At 54.5% G+C, this 17079-nt stretch carries 17 protein-coding genes; 1 reads left to right on the top strand and 16 read right to left on the bottom strand.

Annotated elements, in window-relative coordinates:
• From GGR91_RS09975 to GGR91_RS10030, 12 genes are all read right to left on the bottom strand, one after another.
• The coding region (locus GGR91_RS09975; protein ID WP_183942026.1) for an alcohol dehydrogenase catalytic domain-containing protein at nt 1-268 on the bottom strand (268 nt) is incomplete at its 3' end.
• A gap of 60 nt (nt 269-328) precedes the next feature.
• Nucleotides 329-1102 (bottom strand): molybdopterin-dependent oxidoreductase, encoded by a 774-nt coding sequence (locus GGR91_RS09980; protein ID WP_183942075.1) that lies wholly within the window; start codon nt 1100-1102, stop codon nt 329-331.
• A complete protein-coding gene (locus tag GGR91_RS09985) occupies nt 1099-1917 on the bottom strand; it encodes a cytochrome b/b6 domain-containing protein (protein ID WP_183942076.1) in 819 nt (272 codons plus the stop codon). Before GGR91_RS09985 ends, GGR91_RS09980 begins: the two co-directional genes overlap by 4 nt.
• Before the next feature lie 101 nt (nt 1918-2018).
• Complete coding sequence (locus GGR91_RS09990) at nt 2019-4697, bottom strand: SpaA isopeptide-forming pilin-related protein (protein WP_183942077.1); 2679 nt, start codon at nt 4695-4697, stop codon at nt 2019-2021.
• A 58-nt stretch (nt 4698-4755) separates the two neighbouring features.
• The gene (locus GGR91_RS09995) at nt 4756-5610 is read right to left on the bottom strand and encodes a fimbrial biogenesis chaperone (RefSeq protein ID WP_246337164.1); all 855 of its coding nucleotides are present in this window, start codon (nt 5608-5610) and stop codon (nt 4756-4758) included.
• Nucleotides 5611-5788: 178 nt separating this feature from the next.
• Complete coding sequence (locus GGR91_RS10000) at nt 5789-6283, bottom strand: DUF4402 domain-containing protein (RefSeq protein WP_183942078.1); 495 nt, start codon at nt 6281-6283, stop codon at nt 5789-5791.
• A 227-nt stretch (nt 6284-6510) separates the two neighbouring features.
• Complete coding sequence (locus GGR91_RS10005; RefSeq protein ID WP_183942260.1) at nt 6511-7392, bottom strand: ParB/RepB/Spo0J family partition protein; 882 nt, start codon at nt 7390-7392, stop codon at nt 6511-6513.
• 41 nt (nt 7393-7433) lie between these two features.
• Nucleotides 7434-8213 (bottom strand): ParA family protein, encoded by a 780-nt coding sequence (locus GGR91_RS10010; RefSeq protein ID WP_183942079.1) that lies wholly within the window; start codon nt 8211-8213, stop codon nt 7434-7436.
• Nucleotides 8210-8878 (bottom strand): 16S rRNA (guanine(527)-N(7))-methyltransferase RsmG, encoded by a 669-nt coding sequence (rsmG, locus tag GGR91_RS10015; RefSeq protein WP_183942080.1) that lies wholly within the window; start codon nt 8876-8878, stop codon nt 8210-8212. Before rsmG ends, GGR91_RS10010 begins: the two co-directional genes overlap by 4 nt.
• On the bottom strand, nt 8875-10746 hold the full coding sequence (gene mnmG, locus GGR91_RS10020) for a tRNA uridine-5-carboxymethylaminomethyl(34) synthesis enzyme MnmG (RefSeq protein ID WP_183942081.1): 1872 nt from the start codon (nt 10744-10746) through the stop codon (nt 8875-8877). The genes rsmG and mnmG overlap by 4 nt, the downstream gene beginning before the upstream one ends.
• A gap of 71 nt (nt 10747-10817) precedes the next feature.
• Nucleotides 10818-12113, bottom strand: coding sequence for a tRNA uridine-5-carboxymethylaminomethyl(34) synthesis GTPase MnmE (gene mnmE, locus GGR91_RS10025; RefSeq protein ID WP_183942082.1), 1296 nt, complete (start codon nt 12111-12113; stop codon nt 10818-10820).
• 7 nt (nt 12114-12120) lie between these two features.
• The gene (locus GGR91_RS10030; RefSeq protein WP_183942083.1) at nt 12121-12381 is read right to left on the bottom strand and encodes a DUF6489 family protein; all 261 of its coding nucleotides are present in this window, start codon (nt 12379-12381) and stop codon (nt 12121-12123) included.
• An 89-nt stretch (nt 12382-12470) separates the two neighbouring features.
• Between GGR91_RS10030 and GGR91_RS10035 the strand changes: the two genes are divergently transcribed.
• Nucleotides 12471-13181, top strand: a complete 711-nt coding sequence (locus GGR91_RS10035; protein ID WP_183942084.1) for a dienelactone hydrolase family protein — start codon at nt 12471-12473, stop codon at nt 13179-13181.
• 34 nt (nt 13182-13215) lie between these two features.
• Here the strand turns inward: GGR91_RS10035 and GGR91_RS10040 are convergent, their stop codons facing one another.
• From GGR91_RS10040 to hemE, 4 genes are all read right to left on the bottom strand, one after another.
• A complete protein-coding gene (locus tag GGR91_RS10040) occupies nt 13216-13962 on the bottom strand; it encodes a YjbE family putative metal transport protein (RefSeq protein ID WP_183942085.1) in 747 nt (248 codons plus the stop codon).
• A 15-nt stretch (nt 13963-13977) separates the two neighbouring features.
• Complete coding sequence (rho, locus tag GGR91_RS10045) at nt 13978-15234, bottom strand: transcription termination factor Rho (RefSeq protein ID WP_183942086.1); 1257 nt, start codon at nt 15232-15234, stop codon at nt 13978-13980.
• Nucleotides 15235-15447: 213 nt separating this feature from the next.
• On the bottom strand, nt 15448-15888 hold the full coding sequence (locus GGR91_RS10050; protein WP_183942261.1) for a CopD family protein: 441 nt from the start codon (nt 15886-15888) through the stop codon (nt 15448-15450).
• A 21-nt stretch (nt 15889-15909) separates the two neighbouring features.
• The gene (gene hemE / locus GGR91_RS10055) at nt 15910-16941 is read right to left on the bottom strand and encodes a uroporphyrinogen decarboxylase (RefSeq protein ID WP_183942087.1); all 1032 of its coding nucleotides are present in this window, start codon (nt 16939-16941) and stop codon (nt 15910-15912) included.
• Nucleotides 16942-17079: the final 138 nt, after the last annotated feature.

Consider the following 17079-nt stretch of genomic DNA (forward strand, 5'->3'; position numbering starts at 1 on the left):
GCGTGTACAATGGAATAACATGATCGCCGGGCTTTACGCTGGTCACACCTGCGCCGACTTCACGCACGATCCCTGCGCCTTCATGGCCAAGCACGGACGGGAATATCCCTTCGCTGTCAAAGCCATCGAGCGTATAGGCATCTGTATGGCAAATGCCGGTCGCCATGATCTCAACCAAAACTTCACCAGCCTTGGGACCCTCAAGGTCAAGCTCTACAATCTCAAGTGGCTTCTTCGCTTCAAAGGCAACAGCTGCGCGCGTCTTCATGGTAATCGGGTCTCCCTGTGACTGGAATGGCTTTTCCATTAACCGCGCGGACACGCAAGCCTAGATTCCGGCATACCACTCATAGTCGCCCACATCTTCCCAATATCCACCTTTTCCACCATGGAATTTTGTCAGATCATCGGTCGCCTCGATACGCATGACATATTTGGCCTGCTTATAGCCCAGCTGCCGTTCGACACGCAGGCGCACAGGTGCACCATATTTCACCGGCAGCATGTCGCCATTCATGCCCCACGCCAATATTGTTTGCGGGTGAAATGCATCGATCAAATCGATGGATTCATAATAAGGCTGCGCGCCGTAACTGTCCGCACAATGAAACACGATATATTTGGCCCGCGCCGATAAACCGGCTTGCTGTAACAACAGCCGCAACGGCGTGCCCTGCCATTTTGCAATCGCGCTCCAGCCCTCAACACAGTCATGCCGTGTTATTTGGGTGCGCGACGGCATCGCGCGCAGCGTTTCCAGACTGACGTCCATCGGATTGGCAACCATGCCATCAATGCGCAGCGTCCAGTCGGCAAACTTATTGCCAACATGCGCCAGATACTCCGCCGAGGTGCCTGTCAGTGATCCGTTGGTTTTGAAGACTGGCGAAATGTCGGATGCAGGGAATTCCGGTGCAAGCGCCGCCCTGTCCATCAGGCTTCTGTGCGCCACTTGGTTCAGCGTTTCAGCTGTGCGCAGCGCCGATCGAAACATATCGCTTTCATTCAACGCGTCGCAACCGCTTAAGATCAGCGCGCTGCCACCCAAAGTTGCGCCGCGCAAAAGTGCACGCCGCCCGATGATATCGCGGTCATTCTTCATGACGTCACCCCCGTCACGTTCACGTGGCGTGCCTGAGCAACTTTGCCCGTAATCATCGAACGGATTCCGTTAATTGGCCCGGACAAGAAAACCATCACGAGATGCACCAGCACAAAAATGAACAAAAGCGCCGCGCAAATAAAGTGGATCGAACGCGCCGATTGGCGACCGCCAAATATATCATGCATCCACGGCAGGGCTGCATTCATAGCCGGTGACATCGCTAGACCAGTGAGGATCATCAGCGGTAAAAAAATGAAAATCACGCTGACATAACTGAACTTTTGCAGGATGTTATATGTCCCCGCATTGTGCGCATCAAATCGCAATCGGGCATGGTTTTTAACATCGCGCCATATATGCTTTGGGGCCCATTCTGCCTTGTGGATATGCAAATGCTGGCGGATGTGTCCGTTCAACACCGATGCCGCCATGAAGCCCGCCAACCCAAGTGCGAACAGCCATGCAACGGCAAAATGCCAACGCCGTGCTGCGCCGAGATTGTAACGGGTGGGAATCGTCGCCCAGCCGGGGAAGGCCACGCGGCGGACTTTATCGTCAGCGCCCAACGACAATCCTAGAACACCCGTTGTCTCGAGCGTCATTGAACCGATTTTCACAAATCCAGTTGTTCTTGTGTCGTCAATTTCCAACCATGCGCGGTCTTCACGCGATCCATATTCGCCCCAATACAAACGCGGGTGCGCATTGAAAATCATCAGGCCACTCATCAGCAACACCGTAAGCGCAAGTGCGTTCAGCCAATGCCAAATCCGTGTGGTGGCTTTGTGCCGCTGTACCAGATTTTCCGCCATTGACCGTTTGCCCTATGATTGATCACGCGGGACATTATGCCAATGTGATACTGACCACAACTGATACCCAAGCATCAGGCCATTGGGTGCGCGTGGCCGTTCTAAGGGGCCTGTGCGTTTGCGGTCCCATTGTTCGGCATGGCCGCAATGCGCGGAACGGGGCGGGCGATTAGAATGCCCATATCCACCGTGCCGCTGGATTTGTTCAATGCAGCGACACCCGACAATTCTGAAACCACGCCAATGATGTTGGCCGACAGCGGTGCAACTCTGATCGTATAATTCCCATATGGGATGAACTCGAAAAGGAAAAAGCCGTCAAACTCGCTGCGCGTGGACTTCACGACGCGGCCGTTTTTATCGACAAGCTCAAGTTCAACGCCACTCAGCGGCTTGCCGCCCTCGCGCTGCAAAGTTCCGGATATTTCGCCTGCGGACACGAGCGACAGTTCAATGATCGATGGAATACCTGGCCGCGGCGTTACCACTATTCCGCTATTTGCGGGCTGAACGAAGGGATCGGGTAAGCTGGATGCATCAATGCCGATCAGAATCTGTTCATATGGCTGAAGGCCATCGATGATCGTGCGGCCATAACGATCGGTTGGCAGCCCTCGCCCCGTTGAACCAGCGGTAAGTTCAACGCCTTTTTGCAAATTTTCGCCCGGCTGACGGATACCATCGGCGTTATCATCCTGAAAAACGACAGCAAATGCCTGTCCCGATGACGCAAGCTTTTCAGCCGCAACGCGGAAACCGTTATTGTGCGGATTTGGCCCAAGGCTGAACGCAAGGTTTAAGCCAGCGGCGACGGATCCATCGCTGCCCGCCTCTATCTGTCCCGTAACGGCGAAATATTTGAAGCGCCGACTATGGCCCAGTGACAGGCGCGCGCGGGAACCATCGACCGAATAGCCTGCTTCCACTTTCCAGTCGGAATATTCGCCGGCGCGCCACTCGCCAATAAATTTGGATTGTCTGAAGCCAGCATCGTCTGAAAGCGCGAATGTCGCCTCCCCACGCAAACGCAAGCCGCCAACCCGCCCCGATAGCCGAAGCGCCGAGTCCAGCTGCGATGTGGACATGCCGCCGCGCCCGCTATGCTCCTGCGTCCATTCAAGTTCGGCACTTGCACTTAATCTATTGATATTAAATGATAGTCTTGATGCAACTTCCATTCGGTCGCCGCCATCCGCACGCTCAATATAGCGGATTTCGCCGCGCAGCGGGATATATTGCCGTCCCAACTTGACAGCATGATCCAGCGATAGGCTGTTGAAGCGCCGGACGTCACGATCATATCGCTCGCTTTGATAGTTACCAAAAAGCCAGGCGCTCTCTCCGGCGATGAGCGCCTGTCCGACCTGCGCCAATGCTTGCCCGCGGAGGGCATAGCCACCAACAAGATTTGCCGCGCCAGCCAGTTCAATCAGCGTTGGCCCGACTGCACGGCGGACCGATGCTTCAAGATAATGTTGGCGCTGCCCGCGCAGCTCGGATGTAAACAGCGAAGCCGCGAATGACGTCTTGGGGTCAAGTCCGCGCTCAAGTCCGAAGCCGCCGCGCCAGCCCAAAAAGTCGCTTAATTCAACATAACCTAGGTCGATAAGATCGCGTCCTGCGTCCTGCACCGCGGCCCAATAATAGGTTTCACGCGGCGGGATGGAATCGAGTCCCACCGGGATCATTTTTGTTTCGCGGCGTACCTGACCCTGCGGTCCATAAAGGACCACCTCGAACCGATTTTGGCCATAGGACAATTGGACATCAAGAAATTCAAAGCGCCCATCGCCCCGGCTTTGGACATAAGCAATCAGCTGATCATTGCGGTATAGTTCGGCTTCCCAACCATCGGGCAATTCCCCACGGAACACCGTTCGGTCAAAGCTGGCGGGCCGGTTAAGTGGCCGGTTGGTGACAAAGGCGCCACGCCCCGTCGTGGTTTGGATGCCGAGTGCGGTTGCATTTGTCGCGACATCACCAAGCCCAAAATGTGTGGCGGCCAGTGGCCCCAATAAGGTGCCATCCGGATCGGTCCGATAGGCGCGGAGGCGCAAGTTTTCAGGGATGCCCCGTCCGTTTGAGGACAAGCGAGCATCGACCGACGCGCCCGCAATTTCGCCACTCGCATAGATTTCATATCGCGCGTCAATGCGGTTCCCGGATCTTTTGTCACGGGCCGCACCGATAGACGCCACGACGTCAATGGATGGCATGCGGAAGAATTTATACGGATCATGCGCTTGCGGCAGACTGCTGAAGTCAAAATCTTTCGATGGTTTAACTTTACCCGCCCGTGCCTTGCGTTCTTCGGCAAGCTCAAATGGTAATTTGCGGTCAGCACTGACAAGAATGAGCGCATTGGACCGGTCGGCCTTAATATTCACATCAAGCCATTTTGCCATGACATCAACATCCACACACCAGCCTTCCGGCACATCGCGGATATCGGTGGGCTTCAGATTTTGCGCCTTGTTCACGATTTGCACGATGTTGGCTTCGCGATCGATCGTGAAGGTGCGGCTTTCTTCAAACAGCCATCCAGTTGCGCGACGCGACTTTTTGTCCAAACGCACAGGAAGGTCGAAGGCCATGATGATATCAGCCAGGTCAACGCAGACGCCGGTATCGGTTTGATATCCACGCACGCCATCGCCAACGCGCCATTGGCCAACGCGAACATCAAACAGCAGCGCATCATCTTCATTCGCTTGCCAGCCAGCGGCAAACGCAGGCGCAACCGGAGCCACGAGGACTCCGGTCGCAACGGCGATTGCCATTAGTGCCTTTGCGGCCTGATGAAAAATGCGGCGTATCAATTTTTAGTAGACCGAGCGGTCAGGGAAGGACGGTACGCACCTGGCTGATAAGGCCGCCACCGGCTTCAGGCGCTTCATAATAGGATATGATGATGTCGCCGCGCACCTGAGCGGCCAATGCGGGTGAAAGCGGAATAGATACCACACGTTGGCTAATCTCAGGGTAGATCGCGATACCCTTGCTGACATGCAACGGTTCGGAAAGACCCGGCTTTGTCACGTGAATTTCGCCGAACAATGACCGGTTTCCTGACCGGTTCATGTCGAATTCCAGCGTTGGTCCTTCATTGTCCTTTCCAATGCGGACATTCGCCAATGCAGCCGTCGCATATACATTGCCCTTGCGGACAATGACGGGGATGCTGATTCCGTAAATGGGCGTGATTTGGATCTTTAAACCCTCAGTCGGGCTGGCAGCAGGAGCGGCTGGCGCGGCTTTTGGAATAGCGCGAAACAGCATGTGCGCGCGATATTCGCCATCTGCTAGCCCGTCATTCGGCTGAAGCCCTATCCGGATAGATTGCGGTTGGTTCGGCGGAAGCGTTACCCGTCGCGGTGCATATCGAATGACATCCAAAGCCGATTTTTCTTGATCCGTCGCTTTTTCTAAATCGACATCATCAAGCCGCCCCTGCGCGTTCATACGACGCAGTTCGAGGGTAATGCGATAGGTCGCCTCTTCATCGCCGATATTGTTCAAGATGACTTCTGTTCCACGACGACCGTCGAGAATGACGCGCGTCGGTGCGATGAGCAAGTCACCCGCCGCATACGCAGGGGTTAAAGGCATCACAAAAGAAATTGGGAAGAGAAGTGCTAAGGTGACGCACTTCAGCGCAGTTAGCCACCGTGCTTCTTCAAGCAATTCAAACATAATATTTCGCCCACATTTAGGCACGAGGGGTCAATCCACCGTGCTGGTCCACGCCCCAATGTGGATCAATATGGTTACCATCCGACTAACGATGTTGTGTTGCGGCCACAAAAAACCCCCGAAAGCTTGGCCATCGGGGGTAAGATGCGCGGTGATTACGTCCGAAGACGTAGGCGTCTTACTGATAATCAGCAGAAACGTTGTAAGAGCCCGTGTACGTTCCGGCAGCTTGGTTGGCACCAACTGCAAGTGAACCGCCAACAAAGAATATCTGCGGCGTTCCAGTTGAATTGAACGATGTCATCGAAGGTGTGAGCGTCAGCACCATGTTATTGCCAGCGGAGGTCAAGGTTGTTGACGCTGGAACATTGATCGCGACAACATAGCCGGAGGTTGCACCGCCAACAGTGAAGCGGCCGCGGAGCGCCGTGCCGAGGCAGGAAACGCCAGTCGAGCAGACACGGGTGTCGGAGCCAGTTGGCAGTACAACCGTTCCGGCTGTGCCACTTGTTGCAACGATGCCAAGATCGAGAGCGTTGTTTTGTGCGAGTGTAACGGCGGCGACAATATCAACTTCAGCTGATGCCGTTTGCGTAGCAGCCTGTGCGCCAGTCGAAGCCATTGCAGCGGCAGCGACAACACCCACAAGCGCGAATTTCGTCTTTTTCAACATATTCTGGTCCTTCGTGACTTAGCAGATTCGGAATGCCCCCACAGCATTCACCATCCTCTATGCACGTCGAATCATAAGGTTTTGCTTGCCATTAAGGTTAATGCAGGCGTTCAGCCACGGCTTCGATGCCGCCATTAACCGATCAAAAATCAACGTGTTTCCGCCAAAAATGACGACACCGAACAGCGCACCAGATGTTAACATTCAGCTATACGGCTGAAAAAATATTAGAATTTTTCACCCGTCAGGCGCTGACACAACATGTCGAGTTGATCGAGACTACCATATTCAAACGTCACTGCTCCTGCGCCAGTGGCATTTTTCTGAACAATCCGCACGGTCAAGCCCAACAGGTCCCCCAAATGGGTTTCGACTGCCCGAATATCCGCATTGTCACTCGGGCCCGTACTTTTGCCTTTTTTGGCGGTCGGGGCGCGCTCTTTTTGTACAAGCGCTTCCGTAGCGCGGACCGACAGGCCGTTTTTAATGACCAGCATGGCCAATGGCACCGCATTCTCGCTGCCCAACAATGCGCGTGCATGCCCCATGCTCAACTTCTCTTCGATGACCAAATCGCGCAACGGCATCGGCAAATCAAGCAGGCGCATCATATTCGCAACATGGCTGCGCGACTTGTGCACCAGCTCCGCCAACTCCGCCGCACTATGCCCGAACAAATCGGTTAGCTTTTTATACGCTTCGGCTTCTTCTATTGGATTCAGATCCTGACGCTGGATATTTTCCAACAACGCGATTTCAAGCGTTTCGGAATCGTCAAAATTGCGCACGATCGCAGGCAAATCATGTAGCTGAACCCGCTGCGCCGCGCGCCAACGGCGTTCACCGGCGACGATTTGATAGCCATCGTTGAACGGACGCACGACGATTGGTTGAATCACGCCATGCTTTGCAATGCTGGCCGCCAGCTCATTCAGCTTATCGTCGGAAAAATGGCGGCGCGGCTGGTCGGGGTTTGGGCGTATCTCGGCAACCGCAATTGTCATGACGCCTAAGCTGCGGGAATCGACATTTCCGGACGCGCGCGCAGAAGCGGGATCGCCGCGCAATGCTTCACCAAGCAAGGCATCTAGACCGCGGCCCAAACCCATTTTTTTCTTCAACGGGGATTTTTCAGATGGATTATCATTCGTCACGCTGCGAGCTCCCGGGCCGGTAGACGGCCAATTAATTCTCTTGCCAATTTCATATACGCCTCCGAACCCGAGCAGCGATGGTCGTACACCAACGCGGGCAGTCCATGGCTTGGTGCCTCCGACAAACGTACGTTGCGCGGTATGACTGTTTGGAACACCAGATCGCCCAAGCAACTGCGCACGTCATCCGCAACTTGTTCGGTCAGTTTGTTGCGTTTGTCGTACATGGTCAACGCAACACCCATGATCGTCAGCGCCGGGTTAAACCGGCCCTGAATACGCTCAACTGTCTGTAATAGCTGACTTAAACCTTCCAACGCGAAAAATTCGCACTGTAGAGGTACAAGCAGTGAGTCCACCGCCACGAGCGCATTGATGGTGATGAGCCCAAGCGAAGGCGGACAATCAATGATGCAGATATCCCAGTTGGCATCCGATTTGTCGAAAGCCGCCTTTAACCGCCCGGTGCGGTCCTCATATTCGACCAGTTCAATTTCGGCGCCCGACAGATCAACTGTCGCGGGGACCATGTCGAGATTGGGAATCAAGGTGGGAATGGCGGCATCCTTCAGCGAGGCATCCCCCAGCAAAAGATCATAGCTGCTGTGGACGCGCTGCGCTTGTTTAAGGCCTAGACCGGTGGACGCATTTCCTTGAGGGTCCAGATCGACCAGCACGCACCGCCAACCGCTTGCCGCCAATGCAGTAGCCAAGTTGATAGCTGTGGTGGTCTTGCCAACGCCGCCCTTCTGATTTGCCACTGCAATTCGGATCATGGTTTTTGTCCCTTTGCCCCGGCGTTGCCGCCACCTGTACGCTTACCTACCAATGTACCGACAAGAATACCGGCATCTGCATCGGTTATGCTTTGCTTTACACTAAACGCGCCGTCCCAGACTGTTTTGACGTCATCCCACTCTGCAGCTGCGTTACGACCCTTTGGCAGCAGCCACAAAGTGTTATTATGAGAGAAACGGGCCGCCAGTTCAAACAATTTGGGCAAGGGCGCAAAGGCCCGCGCACTGATGACCGAAAATGGGGCGGTTTTCATGCGCTCCAGCGGCATACCCATGACCGTGACACGACCGCCGATATCGAGCATGCCCACCGCACGCTGCAAATATTCAATCCGCCGCGCGCGCGACTCCACCAGCGTCACTTCAAAATTCGTGAGCAATGCAATAATCAACCCCGGGAAGCCCGCGCCTGAACCAAGGTCCAACCATTTCGTTTCGGGTCGGCTCTGATCCATGAAGGTAAGCAACTGCGCGCTGTCGACGATATGGCGCGACCAAATATCTTCTATGGTCGATGCCGCAATGAGGTTCTGGCTGGCCGACTCGCGTTTCAGGAACGCAACGAACGCATCGAGCGATTCCATTGTTTCACGTGAAACACCCAAGGATGTCGTTAACCACTCTTTCGCTTCGGTTTCGGTCATGCGGCTTCCGTCGCCGCGCTGCGCGCGCGTTTTGCGTGGACGAGGATAGCAGCCAAAGCCGCTGGCGTGATGCCACGAAGGCGCGACGCAGCAGCCAAATTTTCGGGTTTAGCGCTCTGCAATTTCTCCACCATCTCATTGGAAAGTCCTGCAATAGCGGCATAGTCGACATGGCTGGCCAGCGTTATCTTCTCATTTGCGGCGATGTCTTGAATTTCCGCCTCTTGCCGCGCGAGATATGGTGCGTAGCGACCGTCTTGCTCAATCTCTAACAAAAGCTCGCGCGGCCATTCGTCGCCATCTGCGTCCAACAAGTCCATGATCGATACGTGCGGAAAACGCAGCCATTCGAGCTTGGACATTTTACCCGCATCGGGTTTGACCGGCACACCCTGCTTCATCAGCACATCAGCACTTATGGGCGACGACATCATATCGAGCGCTGCCGCTTTCATTTGCGCTCTATGGTTGAATGCATCCATGCGGCCTTTGCCAACGGCACCCGCTTCAATCGCCATTGGCGTGAGCCGCGTCTGCGCATTGTCAGACCGAAGCCTTAAGCGATACTCCGCGCGGGCCGTGAGCATCCTGTACGGCTCTGTAACGCCCTGCAGCGTAAGATCATCAATCATCACCGCAATATAGCTATTGGTACGGTCCATGGCCGGCATGGGTCGATCCAGCATTTTGCACGCCGCACCCAGCCCGGCGACCAATCCCTGCGCCGCAGCCTCTTCATATCCCGTCGTGCCATTGATCTGACCCGCGCAATATAGTCCTTCAAAACCGCGGACGGCGAGGGTCGAATCCAGACACCGCGGGTCGATATAATCATATTCGACGGCATAGCCCGGGACGATGATTTCGCACTGCTCAAGTCCCGCCATCGACTTGACCATGGCTTCCTGAATGTCTGTGGGCAGCGACGTCGATATGCCATTGGGGTAAACAAAATGACTATCAAGCCCTTCGGGTTCCAAGAATATTTGGTGGCCATCACGATCACCGAAACGGAATATTTTGTCTTCAATCGACGGACAATATCGTGGCCCCCTGCCCTCAATATCGCCGCCAAATAAAGGCGAACGGTCCAAACCACTGCGGATGATGTCATGTGTCACCGCGTTGGTGCGTGTCATTGCGCAGAATATCTGGGGTACCGTGCGCCGCTGATTTGAAAAGGACATCGTCCAATCGTCATCATCGGATGGCTGTTCTTCCAACATTGCCCAGTTAATGGTCCGGCCATCAATGCGTGGCGGGGTACCCGTCTTTAGCCGCGCTATCGGCAACGCCGCATCGCGCAGCTGCTTGGACAGCAGCATTGCGGACGCTTCGCCTACGCGCCCACCCTCAAACCGCTCTTCCCCACGAAACAGCTTTCCACCCAAGAATGTGCCCGTCGCCAATATGACGGCCGAAGATGTGATGATGGAGCCATCGCCAAGGACCAAGCCGCCCACATTGTTGGATGACCCTGGATTGATGTGGAGCGCTGCGGCCTCAGCCTGCACGATCGTTAAATGCGCAATCTGTCCCAGTTGGCGCTGGATCGATGCCTTGAACAAAGATCGGTCTGCCTGAACCCGGGGTCCCTGCACGGCCGCGCCTTTTGACGCGTTGAGCATCCGGTAGTGGATCGCAGCGTCATCTGCCGCACGGGCAATAAGACCGTCAAATGCGTCTACTTCACGCACCAGATGCCCTTTTCCAAGACCGCCGATGGCTGGATTGCATGACATCGCGCCGATCATGCTTTTGTCGAAACTCACCAGCGCGACGCGAACACCCATACGCGCGGCGACGGCTGCGGCTTCAGTTCCCGCATGCCCTCCGCCAACTACAATGATGTCGAAATCGGTTGTCATAGGTCGCGCATAGACGAACAAGTCGCATCGGTCAAAACTCTGCGTGGGATTGTTTCACGTGAAACAGCAGGTCATTTTCCGACGCAGAATTTACCAAATACATTATCGAGCAGTTCTTCGGTGTGCGCGCGGCCCGTGAGTGCGTCCAAAGCCAAGCGCGCTTGCCGCAAGCATTCTGCGACGATGAGCCAGTCGTCGGTCGCCTGACATGCGCCGAGCGCATCTGCGCAGTCTGCGAGTAACGTCCGTTGACGCTGGTTCACTGAAAACTGGTCGGGTGGCGGCAAAAGCTTTTTCGCGATATCCGCGATGGCCGTTTTTAGGTCGGCCATGCCAAATCCTGAGACGGCCGACACCTGAATGGCCGCACCCGATTTTTTCAAGCCATCTGGGCTATCCGATTTGGCCGCCACTTCAATGATCTGCGGATGGTTGGGCCCAGTACCTTCGGGCCCAAGCCATAATATGATATCGGCCCCCTGCATCGCGGCCTGACTGCGGTCGATGCCCATGCGCTCAATGACATCGTCGGTGTGATCCCGTATCCCTGCCGTGTCGGTAAAAACGAACGCGATGCCATCAATCCCAATCGGCACTTCGATCATATCCCGTGTGGTGCCGGCAATGTCCGACACGATAGCCGCGTCGCGCTCAACCAAGGCATTCAACAAGGTCGACTTGCCGCAATTGGGTGGACCACCCAGTACGACGCGCAACCCGTCCTTCAATTTTTCAGCAGCGGGGTTGGATAATATGCGTTCGATTTCGCGTTGAATTTCTGCACAAGAGTCTGATATTGAACGATTATGTTGCGTATCCACATCAGACTCATCTGAAAAATCAAGTTCAGCCTCGGTCAGCGCGGACAGTTGGAGAACCTCTTGCCGCCATGCTTCGATCGCTACGCTAAAACTACCGCCAAACATCAATGTTGCGGATTTGCGCTGCCACTCAGTCTCTGCCGATAACAAATCAGCAAGACCCTCGGCCTCGTTAAGATCCAACCGGCCATTGGCAAAAGCTCGGCGCGTAAATTCCCCAGCCTCTGCCGCGCGCACATCGGGAAACTGCGCTATGGCTTTTTCGACAGCGCGAACGACGGCACGTCCACCATGAATATGAAGTTCAGCCAGATCCTCGCCCGTTGCGCTATCAGGACCCGGAAAGAGTAGAACAAGGGCTTGGTCGAGTGTCTCCCCGCTGTCTGGCGCCCGTAATGTAGCCAGCGATGCACGCCGCGGCTTTGGTGTCCGTCCTGCGAGTCCGTGCACCACTTTAAACGCCGCAGGGCCGCTGATGCGGATAATCGCTATGGCAGCCGGCGGCGCACCGCTGGACAGTGCAAAAATAGTATCGGTGGAGGACATCAAGGCTCTATTTTTTGTCTTTGCTGCCCATGCCCGACATGGCGGCCTTCGCACCCGTTTCGATCAGTTGTTGAAACAGCTGCAATCCCATTTGCCCCATTGGCGCGATTTGCTTGCCAAGTTCCTGCAGCTGGTCGATGCCGCCGGCGCCGTTCATCAGGTTCGTGACCTTTTCCACATAGGCTTCATTTGCCTTGGTCACATCGGGCAGACCCAAAAGCGCACGGGCCTCTTCTGGCGAACAATCGATCTCTATGTTCATCTTCATGGCCGGGACTCTCCTCTTGATGGTATGACATACTATAAAGACAACATCGAATCACGCAATTGCGGAGAATGTCCGCACAGGAGCAAGATATGGGCGACATGATAAAGATTCCGGCACTGAACGAAGATGCCTTGTTTCCGGCGTATCTCGCCGCTCCGGTGGGCGCAGCAAAAGCGGCTATTATCGTCATACCTGAAATATTCGGCGTAAATGCGGGCATTCGCCAAAAATGCGATCGCTTGGCTAATAATGGATATCTGGCGATTGCACCCGACATTTTCTGGCGTTTTGCGCCCGGCGTTGAACTTAACCCCGATGTGGAAGCGCAGCTTCAAGAAGCGTTCGGTTATTTTGGCCAATATGATGCCGATGACGGTGTCAAAGACATTGAGGCAACTATTCATGCGATACGGGGCGGCATTTCAGGCCACGCCCCCGTTCAAAATGTGGGCTGTGTCGGTTACTGCCTGGGCGGACGACTGGCCTATATGGCGGCGACACGCACCGATATCAGTGCATCCGTTGGCTATTATGGCGTCATGATTGATCAGATGCTTGGCGAAAGTCATGCGATTGCCCAACCGCTCATGCTGCACATCCCGACCGCAGACCATTTTGTCGGTCTAGAGGCGCAGGCGGCAATCCATGCAGGACTAGGCAACCACCCGAAGGTGACTTTGCACGATTATGAAGGGCTCGACCATGGCTTTGCCGCCGAGATGGGCAACCGCCGAAACGAAGCTGGCGCGGCACTTGCCGATTCACGCACAGCAGCGTTTTTTGCAGAGCATCTAAGTTGAGGGCTATCTGACGATCGTCAGATGCCCTCAAAAATTAGCGGCTGATCAGCGCGATGATATAGTGGCCGACGCCCAGCGCGGGGTCGGTCCAACCTTCGTAAATCATCTTGAGCGCAACATAGACGATCACGGCCATGCCCAGCCATGCAATCCATTTATAGCGTTCAATATATTGCGCGATGATGTTCGCTGCGACGCCCATGAGCGCAACGGCAAAGATCAAACCAACAATCATGATGCCTGGATGATCCTTGGCAGCGCCTGCCACGGCCAGAACATTGTCGAGGCTCATCGATACATCGGCAACCGCAACCGCCCATGCCGCAGCCGCAAAGCTTTTGGCCGCCGGAATACCGCTATTTTCGTCACCTAAAACTTCAGGAGATCCGGGCGATTCCGTTGCTTCGCTGCGTTGAAGGTCGCGGTACATTTTCCACGCAACCCAGATCAGCAACAACCCGCCGACGAAGATGAGGCCAATGACACCCATCAACAAATTGACCATCAAGGCAAACACCACACGCAAAACCAGCGCAGCGATAACCCCGATGAAAATGACCTTTTTGCGCTGTTCCGCAGGCAGGCCCGCAGCCAAAGCGCCAACGACAATAGCATTGTCACCTGCAAGCACGAGGTCAAGCAAGATGACCGAACCCAAAGCGGTCCACGCGCTGGTGGTGTTTAGATTGGAGAAATCATTGACGATATGGCCCCAAATTTCGGCAGGTCCACCAAGAGACATCGCCGATGACGCGGTCGCAATCAAAAATTCAAATATCATGATGTGGCCGATCGCTTACTGATTCATCGAGTCGAAGAAATCTTCGTTGGTCTTCGAATCCTTCATCTTGTCGAGCAGGAACTCCATCGCGTCGATGGTGCCCATTTGCATAAGGATACGGCGCAGGACCCACATTTTCTTGAGCTTGCCTTCCTCGACCAACAATTCTTCCTTACGCGTGCCGGACTTGCCGACATCAAGTGCTGGGAAGATACGCTTATCCGCGACCTTGCGATCGAGCACGATTTCGGAGTTGCCGGTGCCCTTGAACTCTTCAAAAATAACTTCATCCATGCGGCTGCCGGTATCGATCAGCGCGGTTGCGATGATGGACAAGGAACCGCCTTCCTCGATGTTTCGTGCCGCACCAAAGAAGCGCTTGGGACGTTGCAACGCGTTCGCATCGACACCGCCGGTCAACACCTTGCCCGATGATGGAACCACGGTGTTATAGGCACGGCCAAGACGCGTGATTGAGTCGAGCAGGATGACAACATCATGCTTATGCTCCACCAGGCGCTTTGCCTTTTCGATAACCATTTCAGCAACTTGCACGTGACGGGTTGCGGGTTCATCGAAGGTGGAGGAAACAACCTCACCCTTCACCGAACGCTGCATATCGGTCACTTCCTCTGGCCGTTCGTCGATCAACAATACGATCAAGAACACTTCAGGATGGTTTTCGGTAATGGCGCGGGCAATATTTTGCAGCAACACAGTCTTACCGGTACGCGGCGGCGCAACGATGAGTGCGCGTTGGCCCTTACCTTGCGGGCTGACAATATCGATAACGCGTGCGGACTTGTCCTTCACCGTTGGGTCAAGTGAGTCCAAAGTCAGCTTTGAATCTGGATATAGCGGCGTGAGGTTATCGAAATTAACGCGATGACGGACGGCGTCCGGATCATCAAAGTTGATCTTCATCACTTTGGTCAGGGCAAAATAACGTTCGCCATCTTTCGGCGCACGGATTTCGCCTTCAACGGTATCACCGGTGCGCAGACCAAATTGGCGGACCATATTTGGCGATACGTAAATATCGTCTGGGCCAGCGAGATAGTTCGCTTCTGGCGAGCGCAAGAAACCAAAGCTGTCGGGCAGAACCTCAATCGTACCAAGACCCATGATCTGCTCGCCATCTTCGGCCAGCTCTTTCAGAATAGCAAACATCAGATCCTGTTTGCGCAAGGTCGACGCGCCCTCGACACCAAGCTCTTCAGCCATCGATACGAGGTCAGCGGGGTTTTTGCTTTTCAGCTCTTTCAAATGCATAGGTAATTCCGTTGAATGGACCATTGGCCCCGATTGCAGGTGGACAATTGTCCGATTGAGAGCCGGTTTTTAAAAAGACAACCGACAAGATGTTGAAAGTTGGTGGCGCGGTTGTGTTGAGATCGCGCCTCACGCCCAGGACGGGCTTAGACAGTCAAATAGGCTGCGATGCATGCGCCGTCAACTATTCTGCAAAAACGCATCGCATAATCGTCAGAATGGCTTGGCCACGACCAATATAACGATAATGGCGGCCGCAATGCCCGGCACTTCGTTCAACAAGCGCAACTGCTTGCCCGTTAGCTTGCGTTCACCGCGGGCGAGTTTTTTCGCATAGCCAACAATCCAGCCATGATATCCAGACAGGCCCAGCACAAAGAGCAATTTGGCATGGAACCAGCTTTCAGCCATCGCACCGATATTCCAAGCCAAAAATAGTCCGACAACCCAGACAATGATGATCGATGGATTGAGGATGATTTTGATAAGCTTGGACTCACGGTCTACCCATTTGGCAGCCTCTTCAGACCCTACTGCACTTTCCTGATGATAGACGAAAAAGCGCGGGAGCATAAACAGCCCCGCCATCCAGAAAACCACGAAAATGATATGGGCAGACTTTAACCAGATATACAGCACAGATAGCGTTTCCATCATGAAAACGGCCTTTATGGGTTAACCCTTGCGGACCAAATTAAGAAGCATTTCGACATTTTCAATCGGCGTATCCGGCAAAATACCATGACCAAGATTGAAAATATGGGGGCGGTCGGCAAATGCCGATAGAATATTGTCGGCAGCCTCTTTCAACCCCTGACCGCCAGCAATCAGCGCGAGTGGATCAAGATTGCCCTGCACCGGCAGACCCTTTGGCAGCTCTCGGTTGGCCCAATGTGGATCAACCGTTTCATCCAGTCCCAATGCATCAACGCCGGTGCCTTCGGCATAAGCGGCAAGCTTACCGCCCGCCCCTTTGGGGAAACCAATGATGACCGCATTCGGATTGCGGGCTTTTAAGCGACGCACGATTTCGGCATTTGGCGCGATGACCCATTTTTGGAACTGTGCTGGCGACAAAGACCCTGCCCAGCTGTCAAACAACTGAACCGCATCAACCCCGGCATCAATTTGATTGGCGAGATAATCAACCGTTGCCGAAATGATCGCTTCGATAAGACCAGCAAAACGCTCCGGCTCTGCGTGGGCCATTCTGCGGGCCTCTGCTTGGTCTTTGCTACCCTGACCATGCACCATGTACGTAGCGACCGTCCACGGGCTTCCAGCGAAGCCCAGGAAGGTTGTTTCCGCTGGCAGTGCCGCCGATACTTTCCGCACCGTGTCGATAACAGGATTGAGCCGTTCAGGTGCTGGCACAAAGTCTTCAAGCCGTGATTCCGCTAAGCGCGGCGCAAGCCTTGGACCTTCGCCTGTTTCGAACCACAGGTCCTGACCCATGGCGTGCGGAATGACCAAAATGTCAGAGAATAAAATGGCGCCATCAAAACCAAAACGCTTGATGGGCTGCAGCGTTATTTCCGTCGCGGCATCGCTGTCATACGCAAGCGCCAGAAATCCGCCCTTTTCAGCGCGAAGGGCCCGATATTCTGGAAGATAACGGCCTGCCTGTCGCATGAGCCAGATAGGCGGAACCGCTTCTTGGTTGCCCTTAAGGACGTTAAGCAGTTTTTTCGAGGCTTGCGCTGACATAAGCGGCAGAGATCCAATCAAAATATATATTTATATAAAGGATGATGAAAGATGATGTGCTGTTGATATCGCAGGCCTTAAAAGCTTTTGCGGATATTGCCAACATCTTGACGTCCACGGGCAAACGCAAACCAATGG

The sequence above is a fragment of the Sphingorhabdus rigui genome, from assembly GCF_014196595.1.
Taxonomy (GTDB): domain Bacteria; phylum Pseudomonadota; class Alphaproteobacteria; order Sphingomonadales; family Sphingomonadaceae; genus Sphingorhabdus_B; species Sphingorhabdus_B rigui.

Bases quoted from the DNA above. Each gene is read 5' to 3' on its own strand.
- GGR91_RS09990 (WP_183942077.1), bottom strand. From the start codon at position 4,697: ATGGCAATCGCCGTTGCGACCGGAGTCCTCGTGGCTCCGGTTGCGCCT.
- GGR91_RS10035 (WP_183942084.1), top strand. From the start codon at position 12,471: ATGGGCGACATGATAAAGATTCCGGCACTGAACGAAGATGCCTTGTTT.
- rsmG (WP_183942080.1), bottom strand. From the start codon at position 8,878: ATGACCGAAACCGAAGCGAAAGAGTGGTTAACGACATCCTTGGGTGTT.
- GGR91_RS10005 (WP_183942260.1), bottom strand. From the start codon at position 7,392: ATGGGTTTGGGCCGCGGTCTAGATGCCTTGCTTGGTGAAGCATTGCGC.
- rho (WP_183942086.1), bottom strand. From the start codon at position 15,234: ATGCATTTGAAAGAGCTGAAAAGCAAAAACCCCGCTGACCTCGTATCG.
- GGR91_RS09980 (WP_183942075.1), bottom strand. From the start codon at position 1,102: ATGAAGAATGACCGCGATATCATCGGGCGGCGTGCACTTTTGCGCGGC.
- hemE (WP_183942087.1), bottom strand. From the start codon at position 16,941: ATGTCAGCGCAAGCCTCGAAAAAACTGCTTAACGTCCTTAAGGGCAAC.
- GGR91_RS09985 (WP_183942076.1), bottom strand. From the start codon at position 1,917: ATGGCGGAAAATCTGGTACAGCGGCACAAAGCCACCACACGGATTTGG.
- GGR91_RS10040 (WP_183942085.1), bottom strand. From the start codon at position 13,962: ATGATATTTGAATTTTTGATTGCGACCGCGTCATCGGCGATGTCTCTT.
- GGR91_RS10030 (WP_183942083.1), bottom strand. From the start codon at position 12,381: ATGAAGATGAACATAGAGATCGATTGTTCGCCAGAAGAGGCCCGTGCG.
- GGR91_RS10050 (WP_183942261.1), bottom strand. From the start codon at position 15,888: ATGGAAACGCTATCTGTGCTGTATATCTGGTTAAAGTCTGCCCATATC.
- GGR91_RS09995 (WP_246337164.1), bottom strand. From the start codon at position 5,610: ATGTTTGAATTGCTTGAAGAAGCACGGTGGCTAACTGCGCTGAAGTGC.
- mnmE (WP_183942082.1), bottom strand. From the start codon at position 12,113: ATGTCCTCCACCGATACTATTTTTGCACTGTCCAGCGGTGCGCCGCCG.
- GGR91_RS10010 (WP_183942079.1), bottom strand. From the start codon at position 8,213: ATGATCCGAATTGCAGTGGCAAATCAGAAGGGCGGCGTTGGCAAGACC.
- mnmG (WP_183942081.1), bottom strand. From the start codon at position 10,746: ATGACAACCGATTTCGACATCATTGTAGTTGGCGGAGGGCATGCGGGA.
- GGR91_RS10000 (WP_183942078.1), bottom strand. From the start codon at position 6,283: ATGTTGAAAAAGACGAAATTCGCGCTTGTGGGTGTTGTCGCTGCCGCT.